This window comes from Phycicoccus sp. M110.8, from assembly GCF_032464895.1.
Taxonomy (GTDB): Bacteria; Actinomycetota; Actinomycetes; order Actinomycetales; family Dermatophilaceae; genus Pedococcus.
Genome location: NZ_JAWDIC010000003.1, coordinates 338,432 through 358,979, shown reverse-complemented (window position 1 = coordinate 358,979; position 20,548 = coordinate 338,432). Strand labels below are relative to the sequence as shown.

Genomic DNA, 20,548 nt, shown 5'->3' with positions numbered 1-20,548 from the left:
TTCGAGGAAAGCCGCACCCACCCCGACCTCCACCACGAAGGAGAAGCCGACCCGATGATCCTCATCACCGTGAAGTTCCCGATCCGCGAGGACAAGCTCGAGGAGTGGCGCGAGCTGTCGGACTACTACGCGAGGTCCGTCAACGAGGAGCCCGGCTGCGTGTTCTTCGAGTTCTCGCAGAGCCTCACCGAGCCGAACACGTACGTGTGCATCGAGGGGTTCCGCGACTCGGACGCCGGTGGGGAGCACATGAGGCAGGAGCACGTCGCCCGGTTCATGGCCGAGATGCCGGACATCGTGTCGGCCCAGCCCCAGATCATCTACGTCGACGCCGAGGAGGTCTCCGGCTTCGGGCCGATGGGCGAGATCACCCCGCGCTCGGCCTGAACCGCTCGCCGTCCGTCCCGGTGCCCTGACGGCCGGGGTGGACGGCGACGCACGCCGGCGCCTCCACGGGTGTGCCGACCCCCGGGCCGGGGCGTCCGTCGGCGGCGACGCGGTGGACCGACACCGCGCCGCCCTGCAGGCCGCCGACCAGCAGGTGGCCGCCGGCCAGGGCGAACTGCCGGGGGTGTGCCGGGACGTCGACCTCGCCGACCAGGCGCAGCCCGTCCCCGGAGACGTCGAAGGTGCTGACGGTGTCAGGCCCGCGGTTGGAGACGTGCAGCAGTCCGCGCGCCTCGTCGAGCGCCACGTGCGCCACGTCGTCGTGGCCGGGACGCGACGACGCGGCGGCGGAGGCCACCACGGTGAACCGGCCGCGTGCCTCCTCCACCAGGCGGACCACCTCGCCGCTGAGCTCGCAGGTGAGAAACGCAGCGGACGACGAGGCCGAGCGGACGAGGTGCCGCGGCCCCGAGCCCGCCGGAAGGTCGGTGGTGGCGACCTGGCGCAGGCGGCCGCCGGACACCTCGAAGGTCCGGACCTGGTCCGCCCCCAGGTCCACGACGCTGACGACGTCCTCGCCCACCGGTGCCACGTGGTGGGGGTGGCTGCGCTCCTGCCGGTCCGTGACCGGCCCGGAACCGGTCAGCCGCACCGTGTCGAGGAGTGTCGTCGGCACACCGTCCTCGGCGGCCAGGAGGGAGACGACTCCGTCCCCGTAGTTCGCCACCACGACGTGCGCGCCGTCCCCGGTCGGCGCGAAGTGGCACGGGTGGGAGCCGCCGGTCGCGACGTCGGCGACCCGGCGCAGGCGCGGGGCCGCCCCCGGAGCCGCGACGAGCTCCAGGGTGACGAGGCGCCCGCGGTCCACCTCGCTCGCCACGACCAGCAGGTCGCCGTCGGCCGACCACCACAGCCACGTGGGCGCGTCGACCGCGACGTCCGCCACCGAGCCGGACAGCGTGGACCCGCCGTCCCAGCCGTGCAGTGCCACGCGGCCCCCGCCGCCCGTCGGGGCCACGCCGACCGCGACCAGGGCCGCCGCCCCACCTGCCGAACCGCTCATGCCGTCCCACCTGCCGAACCACGTGCCGAACCGCTCATGCCGGAACCCTACGGTCGCCCCCATGACGGCCGATGAGGGTCTGGAGACCGGGGGGTCGTCGCAGCCGGTCGTCCGTTCGTCTGGTTCCTCCCGGTTCTACCTGCTTCGCGACCGTTGTCCGGCTAGCGTTGTCAACGGCAAGCATTCGCAGGGGAGTAGAGGTCGTGGACGTCGACACGTGGGAGATCGGTGCACTCCGGAGCATCGGCGCCATCATGACCCAGGCGGCGACCGCCGCCGACGACCGCATGCTCTACGAGCGCATCGTCGAGAGCGCGGCAGAGGTCGCGCTCTTCCGGGTGGCGGCCCTCAGCCTGGTCCGGGTCGACGGCGACCTCGAGGCCGTCGCCGTCGGCGGTGACGCCGGGGCCCGCGAGGCCGTGCTGGGCCGGGTGACGCCCCGGCACGTCGTGGACGCCGAGTTCGCCGTGGCCGAGGAGTGGGGCGCCCTGCGCTTCGTGCCGCACGACCGCCTGCCGGGGTCCTCGCCCGCGGGGTGGGTGGACTCGACGTGGGACGGCGGCTCCGACGACGACGCCTGGCACCCCAACGACACCCTGTTCGCGCCGTTCTTCACCGCCGCCGGCGACCTCGCCGGGGTCCTCAACGTCGACCTCCCCGTGACGGGGCGCCGTCCTGGGCCGCTGCAGCGGGTGGTGCTCGAGGTCTTCGCCGGCCAGGCCGGGGTGGTGCTCGCGGCGGCCCAGGAGCGGGCCCGGTTGGCCGAGCGGGTCCGGCTCGCCCAGGCGGTGCAGGCCGTCGCCCGCGTCTCGAACGCCGTGCTCGAACCGGGAGAGGTCGTGGGTGCCGTCGCGGAGGCGGTGGGGACGGGCCTCGGGTGCACCCAGCTGTGGGTCCGGACGTTCGGCGACAACCCGGGCGAGGGCCGCACCGCCACCTGGCCGGGACGCTTCCCCCCGACCCCGGCGTCGCTGGTCGACATCGTGGGGCGGGTCGCCCAGGACGCCTGGGCCCTGGGCCGCACGGTGACCGTGGCCGCGAGCGAGGCCGACGCGGACGACCTGGTCAGCCCCGAGGAGCAGGCGCAGGTCATCGACTTCATCAGCCGGATCGGCTCGCACAGCCTGCTGCTCGCCCCGATCGGCGCCGCCTCGCAGTGCCTCGGGTACCTCGTGTGCACGCGCGCCGGGTCCTACCCCACGTGGAGCGACGCTGAGACCGCCGCGGCGCTCGAGATCGGTCGTGACCTCGGGCGCTCGGTGCTGAACTCCCGGCTCTTCGCCCTCGAGCGGCAGCTGGTGCAGAACCTCCGGGCGACCGAGCGGGCACGGGCCACCCTCTTCTCCACCGTCTCGCACGAGCTGAAGAACCCCCTCGCCTCGGTGGTGGGCCACGTCGAGATGCTGCGTGACGACCCCTCCGCCGACGCCGGCTGGTCGCTCGGCGTGATCGAGCGCAACGTGCGCCGGCTGCAGGGGCTGGTCGACGACCTCCTCGTCCTCGGGCGCTTCAGCGACCCGGACCGGCCGCTCGTCCGTGCCCCCGTCGCCGTGCGCCAGCTCGTCGACGACGCGCTGGAGATGTTCACGCCGGCCGCGGCCCGCGGCGGTGTGGGCCTCGTGCACGAGCAGGACGTGGACCTCACCGTCCTCGGCAGCGCCGACGAGCTGTCGCGGGTGCTGGACAACCTCGTCGGCAACGCCGTGAAGTTCAGCCAGGAGGGTGGGCGCGTCACGGTGCGGGCCCACGAGCGCGACGGCCACGCGGTGCTCGAGGTGGTGGACCAGGGCATGGGCATCTCCGAGGAGGACCAGGCCCGCCTGTTCACCGAGTTCTTCCGCTCCACGAACCCCGACGCGCTCTCCGTCCCCGGCACCGGCCTGGGGCTGAGCATCGTCAAGCGCATCGTCTCCCGGCACGGCGGCTCGATCGACGTCCGCTCGACCCCCGGGCGTGGGACGACGTTCACCGTCTCGCTGCCGGTTGCCTGACGACCCGGTGCGTGGTCGGCTGGTTCCCCCGCACTAGTCCGGTGCGTGCGCTGGCAGGATGCTGGCAAGTCCCACCAACCGCCAGAGTCTGGGATGTTCTGGACATCACGGATGAGGAACCAGCAGGGGAGACGAGGGTGGCACAGACGCCGGGCCGGCGGGCGGCCGTCGCCGAGGGTGCCGCCCGTCACGTCCTGCGCTCGGCCGACCTCGTGGAGCGGGGCTGCGTGACCCCCGACGAGGTGCTGGCCCTGCTGGAGCTGCGGCTCTACGGCGGCCACGGCGAGCGGCCGCCGACGACGAGCTCGGTCGAGCTGGGCTGCGCCGTCGCGGTGGAGTGGGGCGTGGGTGCGGTCATCACCCGGCCGGAGCACGCACGGGCTGCAGCCGCGACGCTCGCGCACCGCGGTCCCGCGGTCGTGACGGCGATCGGCCTGGACGAGGCGGACCCCCGTCCGCTGCAGGTGGAGGCGCGCGACCTGATCCGCGAGGGCGCGGACGACCTCGCGGTCATGGCGCTCGCCGACCGCATCGAGGCCGACCTCGCCGGGCTGGTCGAGCAGGTCGAGGACGTGGCGCGCTTCGCCTCCGGTGTCGGGGCCCGCGTCCGCGTCGTGGTGGACACCCACGGGCTGGCGCGGTGCGTCCTGCTCGACGCGTGCGAGAAGCTCGCCCACACGGGCGTCTGGCTGGTGCAGGGCGGGCTGTGGCGGTCCACGCTCCCGAGCTTCAGCGAGGTCAAGGCGATGCGCCAGGTCCTTCCCCGCGACGTCCTGCTCAAGTGGACGGCGCCGATGATGCGGGTCGACACGCTCCTGAGCTGCGTGGCCGCCGGGGTGGACCGGTTCAGCATCGACGACGTGCCCGGCTTCATGGCCCACACGATCGCGCGCGCCGAGCTCGGGGCGCTGTCCTTCCCCGACGCCGTGTGACGGCAGCGCAGAGAGGAGCACCGATGGAGCCAGCGAGCGACGGCACCGTGGAGCACCGGCCGGGTGTGCTCATGGCCGCCGAGATCGCCGAGCAGCCGGCGATCTTCGAGCGGCTGCTGACGGGGGCGGGTGGTGCGGACCGCGGGGCCGTCGCGGCCCGCATCCGTGCTGCCGGGCCGCGGTTCGTCCTCGTCGCCGCGCGCGGCACGAGCGACCACGCCGCGCTCTACCTCAAGTACCTCGTGGAGATCCGGCTCGGCCTGCCCTGCGGCCTCGCGTCCCCGTCGACCATCACGGCGTACGGCGCCCGGCCCGACCTGCGGGACGTCCTGTGGGTCGCGGTGAGCCAGTCCGGCGGGTCGCCCGACCTCGTCGAGTCGACCGCGGCCGCGGGTCGCGCCGGCGCGCTCACGCTGGCGGTCACCAACGCCCCCGACTCACCGCTGGCACGGGCCGCCGCCCTCCAGCTCGACATCGGCGCCGGCGTGGAGCGGGCGGTCGCCGCGACCAAGACCTACACCGCGACCCTGCTCACCCTGTGGCTGCTCGTGGAGTCGCTCGACGACGGCGACGCGCGGGCCGCGGAGGACCTGCCGCGGCTGGCGGCGGAGGTCGTCGCCGAGCCGGCCGCCGACGAGGTCGCCGCGCGGTTCCGCTTCGTCGACAAGGTCGTCGTGACCGGCCGCGGCTACGCCTACCCCACGGCCCGCGAGGCGGCCCTCAAGCTCATGGAGACCTCCTACCTCGCCGCCCACGCGTTCTCCGGCGCCGACCTGCTCCACGGTCCCCTCGCGATGGTGGACGAGGACCGCCCGGTCGTGGCGGTGACCCCGCACGGTACGGCCGGGGCCGCGATGCAGCCCGTGCTTGCCCGGCTCGCCGACCGCGGCGCCGACGTCACCCTCGTCGGCGACGGCTCGCTCGGGCCGGCGAGCGTCGTCGTGCCCGTGCCGCGGGTGCGCGAGGACCTCAGCCCGCTGCTGGAGATCATCCCGCTGCAGCGGGTCGCCCACGCGATGGCCGTAGCCCGCCACCACGACCCCGACGCCCCGCGCGGCTTGTCGAAGGTCACCCGCACCACCTGAGGTCAGGCCGGTGCGGAACAGCCCGCCGGGTTAGGTTGGGCGGGTGCCCACCCCGACCGCCGAGGAGCCCGCGTGCGCGTGACCGTGATGGGCGCGGGCGGGTACATCGGCAGCCGGCTCGTCCCCGCGCTGCTCGCGGACGGCCACGAGGTCACCGCCACGTTCACCGACCCGGCCCGGGCGCGGCGGTTCCCCTGGGCCGGTGCCGTGCGCGTGGCCGGGCTCGACGTCGCCGACCGCGCCGCGGCCCGGGACGCCGTCGCCGGGTCGGACGCGCTGGTCTACCTCGTGCACGGCCTGGCCGGCCCGGACTTCACCACCGCCGACCGCGAGGGCGCCTACAACGCGGCGCACGCCGCGGTGCGGGCCCGTGTGGGCCGCATCGTCTACCTCGGCGGCCTGGTCCCGGACGTCCCGGAGGGTGACCTGTCACCCCACCTGCGCTCGCGGCTCGAGGTCGAGCAGGTCTTCGGTGACAGCGGGGTGCCGACGTGGGCCCTGCGCGCCGCGATGGTCGTGGGAGCGGGGTCGACGTCGTTCGAGATCATGCGCCAGCTGAGCCGCCGGCTGCCGGTGCAGGTCGTGCCGTCGTGGATGCGCAGCGCCGTCGAGCCGGTCGCCGCGAGCGACGTCGTGGCTGCGCTCGCGGGCGCGCTGACCGCGACCGGGGCCGGCCGCACCTACGACGTGGGCAGCGGTGAGCGCATGTCGTATGCCGCGTTGCTGCGCCTCTACGCGCGGCTGGCAGGGGGGCGCGCGCTCCAGGTGCCGGCCCTGCTCCCCACGGCGTTCGTCGCGCGCGTCGCCCCGCTGTTCACGGACGTCCCGGCCTCGACCGTCCGGTCGCTGGTGGCGAGCCTGCGCCACGACATGGTCTGCCGTGACGAGGACTACGTGCAGGACCTCCTGGGACCCGGCTCGCGACCGCTGCCGGTGGCCGACGCCATTGCCAGGGCGCTGGCGGCCCCGAACTTGTCCGGTTCCGGCGCGAGCGGTGCCGGGGCGGTCGACCCGCTGGGGCCGCTGCCCACCGACCCGGCGTGGGCCAGGCCGCCCGGTCGGGCGCCGGCCTAGGAGCCCGCCAGGTGCCGGTCGAGCTGCCGGGCGAACCCGGCGCCCATCGCGACGAGCACTGCCTGCATCGACGTCGTGACCGCCGGGCGGGCCAGCCGCGGGAACGGCAGGTCGACCTCGACGGCCAGGTCGATCGCCAGCCGCGTGCCCTGGCCGGCCGTGGTGAGCGTGTACGTGCCGTTGACGCCGGCGCGCTCGTGGCCGTCGGGCTCGTGGGTGAACTCGATCCGCTCGGGCTCGGTGAACTCCATCCGCTCGGTGAACGCGAGCCCGATGTCCTTGCCGAGGACCTCGATCGGCGCCAGGCGCCAGCGCCACAGGTCGCCCGCGCCCTCGATGCCGCGCACCATCGGCGTGAGGCGGGCGACGGCCGAGGGGTCGGACAGCACCTCCCAGACCTGCTGGCGGGTGTAGGGCACGACCGCCTTGGACATCTTGCGCGCGTCGAAGCTCGTCATCGTCCCGCCCTCGGGTTGCGCCGGGCGATGGCGGCCGTGAGGACGGTCGCGAACCCGCACCACGCGGCATACGCGCCGATGCCGGCGGCCTTGCCCTTTCCGGTGGTGCCGACCCGCCGCGCCAGGTCCGCGCTGCTCGCGGCGAGGGCGGCGGCGCCGGCCGTGGCCAGGCCCAGCCGGTGCGCGCGGAAGAACAGGCCGGACCACCCCGCGTTGAGGACCATGTTGGCGGCCAGGGCGCGCTCCAGGTCCTGGGCGGCCGCGGTGTCGCCACGCTCGGCCAGCTCGGAGCTGGCACGCGCCGTGACGACGGCCGTCGTCGCGTAGAGGGCGGTCCAGACCACGGGGAACGCCCCGGGCGGCGGCTGCCAGGACGGCTTGTCGAGCCGGCGGTACCACCGCGACGTGGGGTCGGTGAGCAGCGACCCCACCACGGCGGCGGCGCCGACCACGGCGGAGGTGCGCGCCAGCGTGCGGCTCCACCGGTGCGGGTCCACGTCGGCGACGGCGTCCAGGACCGCCTCGTCGAACCCGGTGCGCCCGCCCGGGGGCGGGCCGAGGACCTCGAGGATGTCGTCCTCGCGGCACACCGCCTCGTGCACGAGGCTGCCGACGAGGGGCCGCGCGATGCCGGCGGGGATCGGCGTCACCACGTCGACCCACAGCCCGGCCAGCCGGGGGGTGAGGACCGGCACGCTCACGACGTGCCGCGGCCGCAGGCCCACCACCGAGGCGTACCGCTGCATCATCTCGGCATACGTCATGACCTCCGGGCCGCCGAGGTCGAAGGTGCGGTTGGTGCCCTCGGGCAGGTCCACCGCCCCGGCGAGGTAGTGCACGACGTCGGCCACGGCGATCGGCTGGATCCGGTTGCCGACCCACTTGGGGGCGACCATCGCCGGGAGCCGCTCGGTGAGGTGGCGCAGCATGTCGAACGACGCCGACCCGTTCCCGAGCACGACACCCGCCTGCAGGACGACGGCCGGCACCGGCCCGCGCAGGAACGTCTCGCCGACCTCGACCCGCGAGGCGAGGTGGTCGGACAGCTCGCCCTCCGGGTGCAGCCCGCCGAGGTAGACGACGCGTCCCACGCCCGCCTCGCCGGCGGCCTCGGCGAAGGTCCGCGCCATCGACCGGTCGCGCTCGATGAACGAGCCACCGCCGTCCATCGAGTGCAGCAGGTAGTACGCGACCTCGACCCCCTCGAGCGCCCGCCGCACGTCCTCGACGCGGGAGGCGTCGCCCTCGGCGACCTCCACCCGGTCGGCCCAGTCCCGGCCGGCGAGTCCCTTGCGCGAGCGGGTCAGCACGCGCACGTGGTGGCCGCGGTCGAGCAGCACGGGCACGAGCTGCCCGCCGATGTAGCCGGTGGCTCCGGTGACGAGGACGGTGGTCATGGGGCTCCTGTCCCGAGGACGTGGGGGAGCAGGAAGAGCATCCCCAGCGACCAGGTGAGGTGGGTGATCATCGGGCCCAGCACCCCGCCGGTGACCCGGCGCTGGAGGGCCACGATCAGGCCGAGCGCGGCCGCGGCGAGGACGAGCAGGGGTATGCCGGCGCCGACCGTGGTCAGCGCGTAGACGACCGTGGTGACGAGGACGGCGTGCTTGCGGCCGACCGCGGCGTAGAGGGCGCCGCGGAAGTAGAGCTCCTCGGCGATGCCGTTGACCGCCGTGATGACCGCGACGAGGGCGAGCGAGCCGAGCCGGGCGTGGTCGAGCAGCTGGTTGACCGGGTCGCGCAGGAACGGGATGCGGGCCACGAGGAGGCCGCCGGCCAGGAAGACGCCGAGCAGCAGGGCGCCCAGGGCGAGGGACTGCACGACCGGCCTGGCGTCGTACCCCCCCGCGCGGGTGCGGGCGTGCCCGAGGTGGAGCGGTCCGGACAGCAGGGCCCCGACCGCCCAGACGACGGCGAGGCCGAACGACGCCGGGTAGAACAGCACGTTGCCGGGCTCGATCCGCAGGGCGAGCGCCAGCACCACCGTCCCGACGACGAGCGTGACCACGGCGACGACCCGCCGCCGGTGGAACGCGGCATCGGTCTCGGTGTGGTCGCGGGGCACGGGCTGGACGAGCGCGGCCCGGACGAACGCGCGGATCTCCGCCACCGGGTTGATCACGACGTCACGACCGGGTGGCCTCGTAGCGGCGCAGGGCCTCGAGCCGCTCCTCCGCGTGGTCGACGATGCGCTCGGGGTAGCCGTGCTCGTAGCCGTCGGCGGCCTTCCACGGCTCGTGCACCGCCTTGCCGGGCAGGTGCGCGAGCTCGGGGACGTAGCGGCGGACGTAGTCGCCGTCGGGGTCGTACCGCTGGCCCTGGGTGACCGGGTTGAACACCCGGAAGTAGGGGGAGGCGTCGGTGCCCGTGCCGGCGACCCACTGCCAGCCGTGGTTGTTCGAGGCGATGTCGCCGTCGATGAGGTGGTCGAGGAAGTGCCGGGCCCCCACCGGCCACCACACGTGCAGGTCCTTGGTGAGGAAGCTGGCCGTCACCATCCGCATCCGGTTGTGCATCCAGCCCTCGGTGAGCAGCTGGCGCATCGCGGCGTCGACGACCGGGTAGCCGGTGCGCCCCTCCCGCCACGCGTCGACGAGGTCCTCGTGCGACTCGTACGTCATGCCCTTCAGGGCGGGGCGCAGGTCCACCCAGGCCGACGTCGGGTGCCGCCACAGGACGTCGGCGTAGAACTCGCGCCAGCACAGCTCGGTGCGGTAGGTCTCGGCGCCCTTGCCGCGTCGTCCAGCCAGGTCCTTGAGCATCGTCCGGGGGTGGATGGCGCCGATCTTGAGGTAGGCCGACATCCGGGAGACGCCGGGCAGGTCGGCCCGGTCGCGGCGGTCGCCGTAGTCGGCGAGCCCGTCGTCGAGGAAGTCGTGCCACCGGCGCAGGGCCGCCTGCTCCCCGGCGTCGGGCAGCTCGGGCAGGTCCTTGCCGCGCAGCGCCGCCCGGACCTCCTTCCACGCGTCGTCGTCGGACGCGACCCGGGACAGGGTGAGCCCGCGCGGCTCGGTCGCGGGGTCGGGCCAGCCGTGGTCGCGCCAGGCCTTGGAGAACGGCGTGAAGACCTTGTACTCCGTGCCGCTGCCGTTGACGACCGAACCCGGCCCCACGGCATACGGCGTGCCGGTCTCGACCCAGCCGACCCCTGCCTTCTCCAGCTTCTCGCGCACCGCCTCGTCGCGTCGCCGCCCGGCGGGGGTCGTCTCGCGCGACACGTGCACCGAGCCGGCGCCGGTCTCCCTCGCCACGCGCGGGACCACGGTCCGCGGGTTGCCGCGCAGCAGGCAGAGCCGGCCGTCGTACGCCTCGTTCGCCGCCTCGAGCGTGGCGGCCAACCAGGCCCGGCGGGCGTCGCCGGCCCCCTTCCACAGCTTCGGGTCCAGCACGTAGAGGACGAGCACCGAGGAGTCCCCGGCGGCCTCGGCGGCTGCCCCCAGCGCGGGCAGGTCGCCGCGGCGCAGGTCCCTGCGCAACCAGAGGATCGAGCCGGCCCGTGCCATGCCGTCCACCCTAGGTGGGCACACCGGACCCCGCATTACTCGCGAGTCACCGTCCCGGGGTGGCAGGCTCGGGCGGTGACCCACGCCCCCGGGCGGACGGGTCGCGTCGTCCGTCACCTGCACCTGGGAGGCCCGCCCGATGTTCTCGCGCATCGCCATCGTCAACCGCGGCGAGGCCGCCATGCGTCTCATCCACGCGGTGCGCGACCTCAACGCCCAGGCGGGCGAGGGCGGCCACCGGATCGCGACCGTGGCGCTGCACACCGAGGGCGAGAAGCGGGCGATGTTCGTGCGCGAGGCCGACTCCGCGTACGACCTCGGCCCGGCCGCGAACCGGCCCTACCTCGACTACGCCGTGCTCGAGCGGGCGCTGCTCGAGACCGGCGCCGACGCGGCCTGGGTCGGCTGGGGCTTCGTCGCGGAGCACCCCGACTTCGCCGCGCTGTGCGAGCGGATCGGCGTGACCTTCATCGGCCCGAGCCCGGAGGCGATGCGCAAGCTCGGCGACAAGATCGGCTCCAAGCTCATCGCCGAGGAGGTCGGGGTCCCGGTCGCGCCGTGGAGCCGCGGGGGCGTCGACACCCTCGAGGACGCCAAGGCCGCAGCCGCGCGCATCGGCTACCCCCTCATGCTCAAGGCGACCGCGGGCGGTGGCGGGCGCGGCATCCGCCGGGTCGACTCCGACGCCGACCTCACCGACGCCTACGAGCGCACCCGCGACGAGGCGCAGCGCGCGTTCGGTTCCGGGGTCGTCTTCCTCGAGAAGCTGGTCACCGGCGCGCGCCACGTCGAGGTCCAGGTCATCGCCGACGGGCAGGGCACGGCGTGGGCGCTCGGGGTCCGCGACTGCTCGGTGCAGCGTCGCAACCAGAAGGTCATCGAGGAGTCCTCCTCGCCCGTCCTCGGCCCCGAGCAGGTGGCGGAGGTCAAGGCCGCCGCCGAGCGGCTCGCCATCGCCGTCGGGTATGCCGGTGCCGGCACCGTCGAGTTCCTCTACCACCCGGGTGAGAAGTTCTTCGCGTTCCTCGAGGTCAACACCCGGCTCCAGGTGGAGCACCCCATCACCGAGGCCACGACCGACACCGACCTGGTCAAGCTGCAGATCCACGTCGCGTCCGGCGGCCGGCTCGAGGGGGAGCGCCCGGTCGAGGTCGGGCACGCCGTCGAGGCCCGGCTCAACGCCGAGGACCCCGACCGCGACTTCGCCCCCTCGCCGGGCCGCATCGCGCTGCTCACCCTGCCGGCGGGTCCCGGCATCCGCGTGGACACCGGTGTGGGAGAAGGGGACTCGATCCCCGCCGACTTCGACTCGATGATCGCCAAGATCATCGCGGTCGGCGCCGACCGTGACGAGGCCCTGGCCCGGCTGCGGCGGGCGATGGCCGAGACCACCGTCGTCATCGAGGGCGGCGCCACCAACAAGTCGTTCATCCTCGACCTGCTCGACCAGCCCGAGGTCGTCGACGGCACGGCCGACACCGGCTGGATCGACCGCGTCCGCGCCGAGGGCCGGCTGGTCTCCCACCGGCACTCCGGCATCGCGCTGGTGGCCGCCGGCATCGAGGCGTACGAGGACGAGGAGGGCGTCGAGCGCACCCGCCTGCTCGAGACCGCGCGCGGCGGCCGCCCGCAGGTGCAGCACCGCACCGGCCGGGCCATCGACCTCAAGCTGCGCGGCACGGCGTACAAGGTCACGGTCTGGCGCACCGGGCCGCACCGCTTCCGCGTCACCGTCGCGGGCCCCGCCGGCGAGCAGACCGTCACGGCCGACCTCGACCGGCTCGACGAGTACACCAGCCGGATCACCGTCGGCGGCCGCCTGCACCGGCTCACCACCGCCACGCACGGCCCGGTCCAGCTCGTCGAGGTGGACGGCGTCACCCACCGGGTCAGCCGCGACGAGGGCGGCGTCCTGCGCTCGCCCGCGCCCGCGCTCGTGGTCGCCACGCCGGTGCCGGTGGGGTCCGAAGTGGCCCAGGGCGCCCCGGTGCTGGTGCTCGAGTCGATGAAGATGGAGACCGTCCTGCCCGCGCCGTTCGCCGCGCGCGTCAAGGAGCTGCTCGTCTCCTCCGGAAGCCAGGTCGAGACCGGGGCGCCGCTCGTGCGCCTCGAGCCCGTCGACGACGGGGCCGAGGCCGCCGCCGCGCCGGCGGCGGATCAGGCGGTCGACCTCGACCTGCCCGACGGCGACGGCTCCGACGGCGACCCGCACGTCGCCGCCCGCCGCACCCGCGCCGACCTGTGCGCGATGCTGCTGGGCTACGACGTCGACCCGCGCGGCGACGCGCTCGCGGCATACCTCGCCGCCCGCGACCAGCTCACCGCCCGGGGCGAGTCCCAGGTCGGCCGGGAGGTCGCGGTGCTGGAGGTCCTCGCGGACTTCGCCGAGCTGAGCCGCAACCGGCCGGCCGGCCAGGACGAGCACGTCGAGCACCGGGTGCACAGCCCGCGCGAGCACTTCCACACCTACCTGCAGAGCCTCGACGTCGAGCGGGGGGCGCTGCCGGAGCACTTCCGGCACAAGCTGTCGCAGGTCCTGCGGCACTACGCCGTCGACGGCCTCGACCGCACACCCGAGCTGGAGGAGGCCGTCTTCCGCGTCTTCCTCGCCCAGCAGCGCTCGGCCCCCGAGGTGGCGCTCGGCACCGCGCTGCTGCAGCGCTGGATCGCCGAGCCGTGCCCCGAGCCGCCCCTCGACGCCGCCGCCCGCGAGGTGCTCGACCGGCTCGTCGTCGCGACGCAGCTGCGCTTCCCGGTCATCGGCGACCTCGCGCGCAGCGTGCGCTTCCGCTGGTTCGACCAGCCGCTCGTCGACGCCGACCGGGCCAGCGTGCTCGGCGGGGTCGCCGACGAGGTCGCCGCGCTCGAGGCCATGCCCGAGGGCCCGGAGCGGGCGAAGCGGATGGACGAGCTCGCCGCCATCCCCGAGCAGATCGTGCAGTTCCTCTCCGACCGGCTCGAGCGCGGGATCCCGCGCCGCGAGCCGATGCTCGCCGTGCTGGTCAAGCGGCACTACCGCGAGCACGACCTCAGCGGCCCGCGCGAGGTCGAGGTCGGCGAGCGGCCGTATGCCGTGGCCGACTACGCCCTCGACGGCCGGCCGACGCGCCTGGTCTCGACCGTGGGCCGGGTCGACGAGCTCGCGTCGGGGAGCTCCCTCGTCGAGGGCGTCGCGGCGCAGCTCGCCGAGCGCGCGGCCGGGCACGAGGGGGTCGTCGACCTCTACCTCGCCTGGCCGGACGAGCCCGAGTCGCCCGAGGACGCGTCGGCCCGGCTGGCCGCGGCGCTGACCGGGCTGCCGTTCGCCCGCGAGGTGCGACGCGTCGCCGTCGCAGTCTGCCCCGGCAGCGGGCGCCCGGTCGGGTACTTCAGCTTCCGTCCCGAGGACGGGACGATGGTCGAGGACCGGCTGGTGCGCGGGGTGCACCCCATGGTGGGCCGCCGGCTCAACCTGTGGCGGTTGCGCGACTTCGAGGTCACGCGGCTCGAGGCGCCCGCCGACGTCCTGCTCTACGAGTGCGTCGCCCCGGGCAACTCCGACGACCGGCGGCTCGTGGCGCTGGCGCAGGTGCGCCAGCTGGCCGTCGTGCGCGACGAGCAGGGACGGGTCACGGCCCTGCCGCACGCGGAGCGCGCCATCGCCAACTGCCTGGAGGCGATCCGCCGCGCCCGGTCCGCCCGCGGCGCGGCCGGTGCCCGCCTCGACATGAACCACGTGTGGGTGCACATCTGGCCGCCGGTCGAGGCCGACCTCGACCAGCTCACCGCCCTGCAGGCGAAGATCTCGCCGCTCACCGCCGGAGCCGGGATCGAGGAGGTCCTCGTCCAGGGCCGCATCGCCACGCCGGACGGCGCCAGCGCACCCCTGGCCGCGCGGTTCCACTACCAGCCCGGCTCCGGGGTCGTGACCTCCGTCGAGGAGCCGCCGACCGAGCGGCTCAAGCCGCTCGACGACTACGCGCAGAAGGTCGTCCGCGCCCGCCGCCGCGGCGTCGTGTACCCGTACGAGCTGCAGGCCATGATCGCGGGCCCGGGTGGCACCGCCACCGAGTACGACCTCGACGACCTGGGCTCGCTGGTCCCGGTCGACCGGCCCTACGGCCTCAACAAGGCCGGCATCATCGCCGGGGTCATCACGACGCCCACCGAGCGCTACCCCGAGGGCGTCACGCGTGTCCTGCTCTGCGGTGACCCGCTCAAGGCGCTCGGGGCCGTCTCCGAGGCGGAGTGCACGCGCGTCATCGCCGCGCTCGACCTCGCCCAGGAGATGGGGGTGCCGGTGGAGTGGTTCGCCCTGTCGGCCGGTGCGCGCATCTCGATGGACTCCGGCACGGAGAACATGGACTGGGTCGCCCGGGCGCTCAAGCGGATCGTGGAGTTCACCCAGGACGGCGGCGAGATCAACATCGTCGTGGCCGGCATCAACGTGGGCGCCCAGCCGTACTGGAACGCCGAGGCCACGATGCTCATGCACACCAAGGGCATCCTGGTCATGACGCCGGACAGCGCGATGGTGCTCACCGGCAAGCAGTCGCTCGACTTCTCCGGCGGCGTCAGCGCGGAGGACAACCACGGCATCGGCGGGTACGACCGCGTCATGGGCCCCAACGGGCAGGCGCAGTACTGGGCCCCCGACCTCGCCGGAGCCCGCGACATCCTGCTGGCGCACTACGACCACACGTACGTCCACCCGGGCGAGGACGGCCCCCGTCGGGCGAGGACGTCCGACCCGGTCGACCGCGACGTCACCGCCTTCCCGCACGAGCTGCCGGACTCCGGGTTCACGACGATCGGCGACATCTTCTCGGCGGCGACCAACCCCGACCGCAAGAAGGCGTTCGACATCCGCACGCTCATGGCGGCCGTGGCCGACCAGGACCACCCGACCCTCGAGCGCTGGGCCGGCATGGCCGACGCCGAGACCTCGGTGGTCCAGGACGCCCACCTCGGCGGGATCCCCGTGTGCCTCATCGGGATCGAGTCCAAGAACGTCGCCCGCCGCGGCTTCCCGCCCACCGACGGCCCCGACACGTACACCGCGGGCACGCTGTTCCCGCGGTCGTCCAAGAAGACGGCGCGCGCGATCAACGCGGCGTCGGGCAACCGCCCGGTCGTCGTGCTGGCCAACCTGTCCGGCTTCGACGGGTCGCCCGAGTCGATGCGCCAGCTGCAGCTCGAGTACGGCGCCGAGATCGGCCGGGCCATCGTCAACTTCGACGGGCCGATCGTGTTCTGCGTCGTCAGCCGCTACCACGGTGGCGCGTTCGTGGTGTTCTCCAAGGCGCTCAACCCGCGGATGACCGTGCTCGCGGTCGAGGGCTCGTTCGCCTCCGTCATCGGCGGCGCGCCCGCGGCCGCCGTGGTGTTCTCGCGCGACGTCGACGCCCGGACCGCGGCGGACCCGCGGGTCACCGAGCTGGAGGCAGCCGTCAACGCCGCCACGGGGGCGCGCCGGGCCGAGCTGGCGACCGAGCTGGCCGAGGTCCGCGCGTCGGTGCGCTCGGAGAAGCTCGGGCAGGTCGCGTCCGAGTTCGACTCGGTGCACAGCATCCACCGCGCGGTCCAGGTCGGGTCGGTGGACGCGGTCATCACGGCCTCCGAGCTGCGTCCGCGGATCATCGCCGCGGTCGAGGCCGGCCTCAAGGGCTGAGAGCGGTGTCGGGGCGGGGCCGCTGCGGCGGTCCCGCCCCTGCTGTGCCCGCGGGCGGGCGGGCATGACCGCGCCGAGGCTGGGTATCGGGAGGTGGAAGCTTCCCCACCCGAAGGAGACGTGATGAGCGAGCAGGACCGCGACCTGGCCCAGATGCAGGACGACCAGCACGCCCGGCACCGCCGGACCCAGGCGGTGATCCAGGAGGTCATCGACACCGTGGGCCGCGACGCCCCCGGCAAGGAGGTCGGTGCCGTCCGCACGACGCTGGTGCAGGCGCTCGCCGAGCAGGGCGTGGTGGACCAGCCGGCGCGGTGGGTCGACGCCGTCGCCACCGAGCTCGTGGCCGGCAACCGGTACGTCGAGGACCCCGCCGAGCCGGGCCAGTTCGACGACGGCCGCGCCGGCGGGGACGACCCCCGCTGACCTGACGGCGGACCGCGCGCGGCCGTGGCAGGGTGGGGCCGTGCGCCGGAGCCCGTCCCCGTGACCACCGCCGGCCTGCTGCTGGCCGCGGGCGGGGGGCGGCGGATGGGCGGAGCCAAGGCCCTGCTGCGCGAGCCCTCCGGGCGCCGGTTCGTCGAGCGCGGCCTCGCCGTCCTGCGCGAGGGCGGCTGCAGCCCCGTGCTCGTCGTCGTCGGCGCGCAGGCGCAGGAGGTGCGCCGGTATGCCGGTGCCGCCGACCTCGTCGTCGAGGCGCCCGACTGGGCCACGGGGCAGGCCGCGTCGCTGCGCGCCGGCCTCACCGCGGTGCGGGAGACCGGCGCGCAGGCCGTCTGCCTGCTCCTGGTGGACCTGCCCGACGTCGACGCCGAGGTCGTCCGCCGGGTCACCACCGCGGTCGCCGCTGCGGCGACCGCGGCGGGGGGTGACGGGCGCCGTGCCCTCGGCCGCGCGGCATACAGTGGTCCCCCCGGCCACCCCGTCGTGATCGGGCGCGACCACTGGGAGGGGGTCCTGGGGAGCCTGCGGGGCGACGTCGGGGCCCGGGACTACCTCGCCACGCACGACCACCTTGTGGTCGAGTGCGGCGACCTCGCCACGGGGCGCGACACGGACACGCCCGCCGACCTCGCCTGACCGACCGCCCGTCGCGCGGGTTCCGTCGTGGGGGTTCCTTCCGGGCTGGGCATTTGTGATGCTGAGCCCATGGAGCCACGGGAGGCCTTCGCGACGACGGGGGACCTCCGCGACGGTCTCGCCTCCACCGGGTACCTCGCCGACGACGCCCTCACCACGGTCACCTGGCTCGCCCTGCGCCTCCAGCGCCCGCTGCTGCTGGAGGGCGAGCCCGGCACCGGCAAGACGGCCCTCGCCGAGGCGGTCGCCGGGGCGCTGGACCTGCCGCTGATCCGGCTGCAGTGCTACGAGGGCATCGACGCGAGCCAGGCCCTCTACGACTGGGACTTCCCGCGCCAGATCCTGCACCTGCGCGCGGTCGAGGCCGTGGCGGCCGACGCGGCCGGCGACGTCCGCGCGGTGGAGGAGCAGCTGTTCGACCAGCGGTTCCTGCTCGACCGCCCGGTGCTGCGCGCCCTGCGGGACGCGCCCGCCGTCCTGCTCGTCGACGAGGTGGACCGCGCCGACGACGAGTTCGAGGCGTTCCTGCTTGAGGTGCTCTCGACGTGGCAGGTCACGATCCCCGAGCTCGGCACGGTGACCGCCGCGACGCCACCCGTCGTCGTCCTCACCTCGAACCGCACCCGCGAGCTGCACGACGCCCTCAAGCGTCGCTGCCTCTACCACTGGATCGACCACCCGGGCCTGGAGCGCGAGCTCGAGATCGTGCGCAGCCGCGCACCCGAGGTGTCGGAAACCCTTGCGGCACAGGTCGTCTCGGCCGTCCACCGGATGCGCGACGACGGCGGCCTCGTCAAGCCACCGGGAGTCGCCGAGACCCTCGACTGGGCGCGCGCCCTGCAGGAGCTCGGCGCCCGCGACCTCGACCTCGAGACCGCGGCGGTCAGCCTCGGCGCCGCCGTGAAGTACCGCGAGGACGCCGAGCGCGTCCGCGCCGCCCTCGACCGGATCCTGTCGCGATGAGCGTGACGACCGAGGCGGCCGTCCCCGTGGGGGGCGACCACGCACCGGACGCGATCCTGCTCGGCTTCGCCCGCGCGCTGCGCGCCGCCGGCGTCGCCGTGACGGCCGACCGCGAGCGCACGTACCTGCAGGCCGTCGCCGAGGTCGGCGCCGGATCGGAGCGCGGCGTCTACGTGGCGGGCCGGGCGACCCTGTGCGGATCACCGGCGGACCTCGAGCGCTACGACCAGGTGTATGCCGCGTGGTTCGGCCTCGAGCGCGCGCGGAGCCGGCCGCGGCAGGCCCAGCCTGCGACGGTGCCGCAGGCCTCGCTCGACGCGGTGGACGCCGGGACCGGCGCGGCCGCCGAGGACGACGTCCTGCGCGCGACCGCCAGCGACACCGAGGTGCTGCGCCACCGGGACGTCGCGGCCCTCAGCCCCGCCGAGCGCGCCCGGCTCTCCGACCTGTTCGCCCACCTGCGGCCGCGGGCGCCCCGCCGCAGGGCGCACCGCTGGACCGCCGCGCCGCGCGGCTCCGTCGACGCCCACCGCACCCTGCGGGACCAGCTGCGCCGCATGGGGGAGCCGGGCCCGATCGCCTGGCGCCGACGCGGCACCCGGCCGCGTCGCGTCGTGCTGCTCGTCGACGTCTCGGGGTCGATGAGCGGCTACGCCGACTCGCTGCTGCGGCTCGCCCACGCGTACGCCACCTCCGGCCTGCCCGTGGAGGTGTTCACGCTCGGCACCCGCCTCACCCACGTCACGCGCGCCCTGCGCCAGCGCGACGCCGACCGTGCCCTCGCGTCCTGCGGGGACGTCGTGCCCGACTGGGCCGGTGGCACCCGGCTGGCCGAGGGGGTGGGCGCGTTCCTCGACCGCTGGGGCCGGCGGGGGATGGCCCGCGGGGCGGTCGTCGTGCTGTTCAGCGACGGCTGGGAGCGGTCGGACCCGGCCGCCCTCGGCGAGCAGATGCGCCGGCTGCGGGCCCTCGCACACCGGGTCGTGTGGGTCAACCCGCACAGGGGCAAGGCCGGCTACCAGCCGGTGCAGCAGGGGGTGGTCGCGGCGCTGCCGCACGTCGACGACTTCGTGGCAGGCCACTCGATGGCGACCTTCGAGGAGCTCGTGGAGGTGGTGGCGCGTGCGTGACGTGATGGGCGAGCTGCTGCAGTGGTGGCGGGCGGGCGCGACCGTGGGGGTCGGCACGGTCGTCGGCACGTGGCGCTCGGCCCCGCGCCAGCCCGGTGCGGCGATGCTCGTCGGCCCGGGCGGCGAGGCGGTGGGCTCGGTGTCCGGCGGGTGCGTCGAGGGCGCCGTCTACGAGCTGGCGCAGTCGGTGGTCGCCGACGGCGTGCCGCAGCTGCAGCGCTACGGCGTGAGCGACGACGACGCGTATGCCGTGGGCCTCACCTGCGGGGGCATCCTCGACGTGTTCGTCGAGGCGGTCGACCGCACCACCTTCCCCCAGCTCGAGGAGGTCGCGGCCGACGTCGAGGCGGGCCGCCCGGTCGCGGTGGCCACCGTCATCGAGCACCCGGACCCGTCGCGCGTCGGGCGCCGGCTGGTCGTGCGGCCGGAGGGCGAGTTCTCCGAGGGCACCCGGCCCGCGGTCGAGGGCTCGCTCGGCAGCGCTCGCGCCGACGACGCCGTCGCCGACGACGCCAGGGGGCTGCTCGCGTCCGGCCGGACGGAGACGCTCACTTACGGCCCCGACGGCGAGCGCCGTGGTGAGGGCATGCGGGTGTTCGTCGCGTCGTACGCGCCCCGCCCGCGGATGCTCGTCTTCGGCGCCATCGACTTCGCCGCTGCCGTCGCGCGCCAGGGACACTTCCTCGGCTACCGGGTCACCGTCTGCGACGCGCGGCCGGTCTTCGCGACTCGGTCACGGTTCCCCGACGCGGACGAGGTCGTGGTCCAGTGGCCGCACCGCTACCTCGAGGCCGAGCGCGACGCCGGACGGGTCGACGGCAGGACCGTGGTCTGCGTGCTGACCCACGACCCCAAGTTCGACGTCCCCGTCCTCGAGATCGCGCTCCGGCTGCCGGAGGTCGGCTTCGTCGGGGCCATGGGCTCGCGGCGTACCCACGAGGACCGCCTTGAGCGCCTGCGCGAGGCGGGGCTGTCCGAGGACGAGCTCGCGCGCCTGTCCAGCCCCATCGGCCTCGACCTCGGCGCGCGCACGCCCGAGGAGACCGCCGTCAGCATCGCGGCCGAGATCGTGGCGCTGCGCTGGGGCGGCCGCGGCGAGCGGCTCGCCCACCGCGAGGGACCCATCCACCACCACGGCGCCGAGCTGGCCCCCGAGCCGGCCCACGCGCTTCCCCCGGGGCTCGGGGAAGGAGAGCCCCACCCGACGAACCATCCGCAGTGATGGTTGTGGA

Annotated in this window: 16 protein-coding genes; 11 read left to right on the top strand and 5 right to left on the bottom strand. The window is 74.9% G+C overall.

All coding sequences use genetic code 11. The features are described 5' to 3' along the window. Positions 1 to 54 precede the first annotated feature (54 nt). A complete protein-coding gene (locus tag RKE38_RS15025; RefSeq protein ID WP_316008273.1) occupies positions 55 to 387 on the top strand; it encodes a putative quinol monooxygenase in 333 nt (110 codons plus the stop codon). On the opposite strand, the gene RKE38_RS15020 is transcribed toward RKE38_RS15025, so the two are convergent. After that, a complete protein-coding gene (locus RKE38_RS15020; protein WP_316008272.1) occupies positions 368 to 1,450 on the bottom strand; it encodes a lactonase family protein in 1,083 nt (360 codons plus the stop codon). The genes RKE38_RS15025 and RKE38_RS15020 overlap by 20 nt on opposite strands. Before the next feature lie 203 nt (positions 1,451 to 1,653). Between RKE38_RS15020 and RKE38_RS15015 the strand changes: the two genes are divergently transcribed. The 4 genes from RKE38_RS15015 to RKE38_RS15000 all read left to right on the top strand — a co-directional run bounded on the left by RKE38_RS15015 (position 1,654) and on the right by RKE38_RS15000 (position 6,532). Then, positions 1,654 to 3,441 (top strand): HAMP domain-containing sensor histidine kinase, encoded by a 1,788-nt coding sequence (locus RKE38_RS15015; RefSeq protein ID WP_316008271.1) that lies wholly within the window; start codon positions 1,654 to 1,656, stop codon positions 3,439 to 3,441. 137 nt (positions 3,442 to 3,578) lie between these two features. Then, entirely contained in the window at positions 3,579 to 4,373 is a 795-nt protein-coding gene (locus tag RKE38_RS15010) for a hypothetical protein (protein ID WP_316008270.1), read from the top strand. Positions 4,374 to 4,396: 23 nt separating this feature from the next. Next, positions 4,397 to 5,458 (top strand): SIS domain-containing protein, encoded by a 1,062-nt coding sequence (locus RKE38_RS15005; protein ID WP_316008269.1) that lies wholly within the window; start codon positions 4,397 to 4,399, stop codon positions 5,456 to 5,458. A 72-nt stretch (positions 5,459 to 5,530) separates the two neighbouring features. Then, entirely contained in the window at positions 5,531 to 6,532 is a 1,002-nt protein-coding gene (locus RKE38_RS15000; protein ID WP_316008268.1) for an NAD(P)H-binding protein, read from the top strand. Here the strand turns inward: RKE38_RS15000 and RKE38_RS14995 are convergent. From RKE38_RS14995 to RKE38_RS14980, 4 genes are read right to left on the bottom strand one after another with little or no spacing between them, the layout of a single operon-like run. Further along, positions 6,529 to 6,990 carry an SRPBCC family protein gene (locus tag RKE38_RS14995; RefSeq protein ID WP_316008267.1) on the bottom strand — a complete coding sequence of 154 codons (462 nt, stop codon included), beginning with the start codon at positions 6,988 to 6,990 and terminating at the stop codon, positions 6,529 to 6,531. The genes RKE38_RS15000 and RKE38_RS14995 overlap by 4 nt on opposite strands. After that, positions 6,987 to 8,387 carry a tryptophan-rich sensory protein gene (locus tag RKE38_RS14990; protein ID WP_316008266.1) on the bottom strand — a complete coding sequence of 467 codons (1,401 nt, stop codon included), beginning with the start codon at positions 8,385 to 8,387 and terminating at the stop codon, positions 6,987 to 6,989. Before RKE38_RS14990 ends, RKE38_RS14995 begins: the two co-directional genes overlap by 4 nt. Next, positions 8,384 to 9,112: a CPBP family intramembrane glutamic endopeptidase gene (locus RKE38_RS14985; RefSeq protein WP_316008265.1), complete on the bottom strand. Its 729-nt coding sequence runs from the start codon at positions 9,110 to 9,112 to the stop codon at positions 8,384 to 8,386. The genes RKE38_RS14990 and RKE38_RS14985 overlap by 4 nt, the downstream gene beginning before the upstream one ends. A 4-nt stretch (positions 9,113 to 9,116) precedes the next feature. Further along, a complete protein-coding gene (locus RKE38_RS14980) occupies positions 9,117 to 10,493 on the bottom strand; it encodes a deoxyribodipyrimidine photo-lyase (RefSeq protein WP_316008264.1) in 1,377 nt (458 codons plus the stop codon). A 139-nt stretch (positions 10,494 to 10,632) separates the two neighbouring features. Between RKE38_RS14980 and RKE38_RS14975 the strand changes: the two genes are divergently transcribed. From RKE38_RS14975 to RKE38_RS14950, 6 genes are all read left to right on the top strand, one after another. Next, positions 10,633 to 16,143 (top strand): carboxyl transferase domain-containing protein, encoded by a 5,511-nt coding sequence (locus tag RKE38_RS14975; RefSeq protein ID WP_316008263.1) that lies wholly within the window; start codon positions 10,633 to 10,635, stop codon positions 16,141 to 16,143. Positions 16,144 to 16,266: 123 nt separating this feature from the next. Next, positions 16,267 to 16,569 (top strand): hypothetical protein, encoded by a 303-nt coding sequence (locus RKE38_RS14970; RefSeq protein WP_316008262.1) that lies wholly within the window; start codon positions 16,267 to 16,269, stop codon positions 16,567 to 16,569. A gap of 60 nt (positions 16,570 to 16,629) precedes the next feature. After that, a complete protein-coding gene (locus tag RKE38_RS14965) occupies positions 16,630 to 17,223 on the top strand; it encodes an NTP transferase domain-containing protein (protein ID WP_316008261.1) in 594 nt (197 codons plus the stop codon). Between the two features lie 69 nt (positions 17,224 to 17,292). Beyond that, positions 17,293 to 18,186, top strand: a complete 894-nt coding sequence (locus RKE38_RS14960; protein ID WP_316008260.1) for a MoxR family ATPase — start codon at positions 17,293 to 17,295, stop codon at positions 18,184 to 18,186. Then, the gene (locus tag RKE38_RS14955; protein ID WP_316008259.1) at positions 18,183 to 19,316 is read left to right on the top strand and encodes a vWA domain-containing protein; all 1,134 of its coding nucleotides are present in this window, start codon (positions 18,183 to 18,185) and stop codon (positions 19,314 to 19,316) included. The genes RKE38_RS14960 and RKE38_RS14955 overlap by 4 nt, the downstream gene beginning before the upstream one ends. Then, positions 19,309 to 20,538 carry an XdhC/CoxI family protein gene (locus RKE38_RS14950; RefSeq protein ID WP_316008258.1) on the top strand — a complete coding sequence of 410 codons (1,230 nt, stop codon included), beginning with the start codon at positions 19,309 to 19,311 and terminating at the stop codon, positions 20,536 to 20,538. Before RKE38_RS14955 ends, RKE38_RS14950 begins: the two co-directional genes overlap by 8 nt. Positions 20,539 to 20,548: the final 10 nt, after the last annotated feature.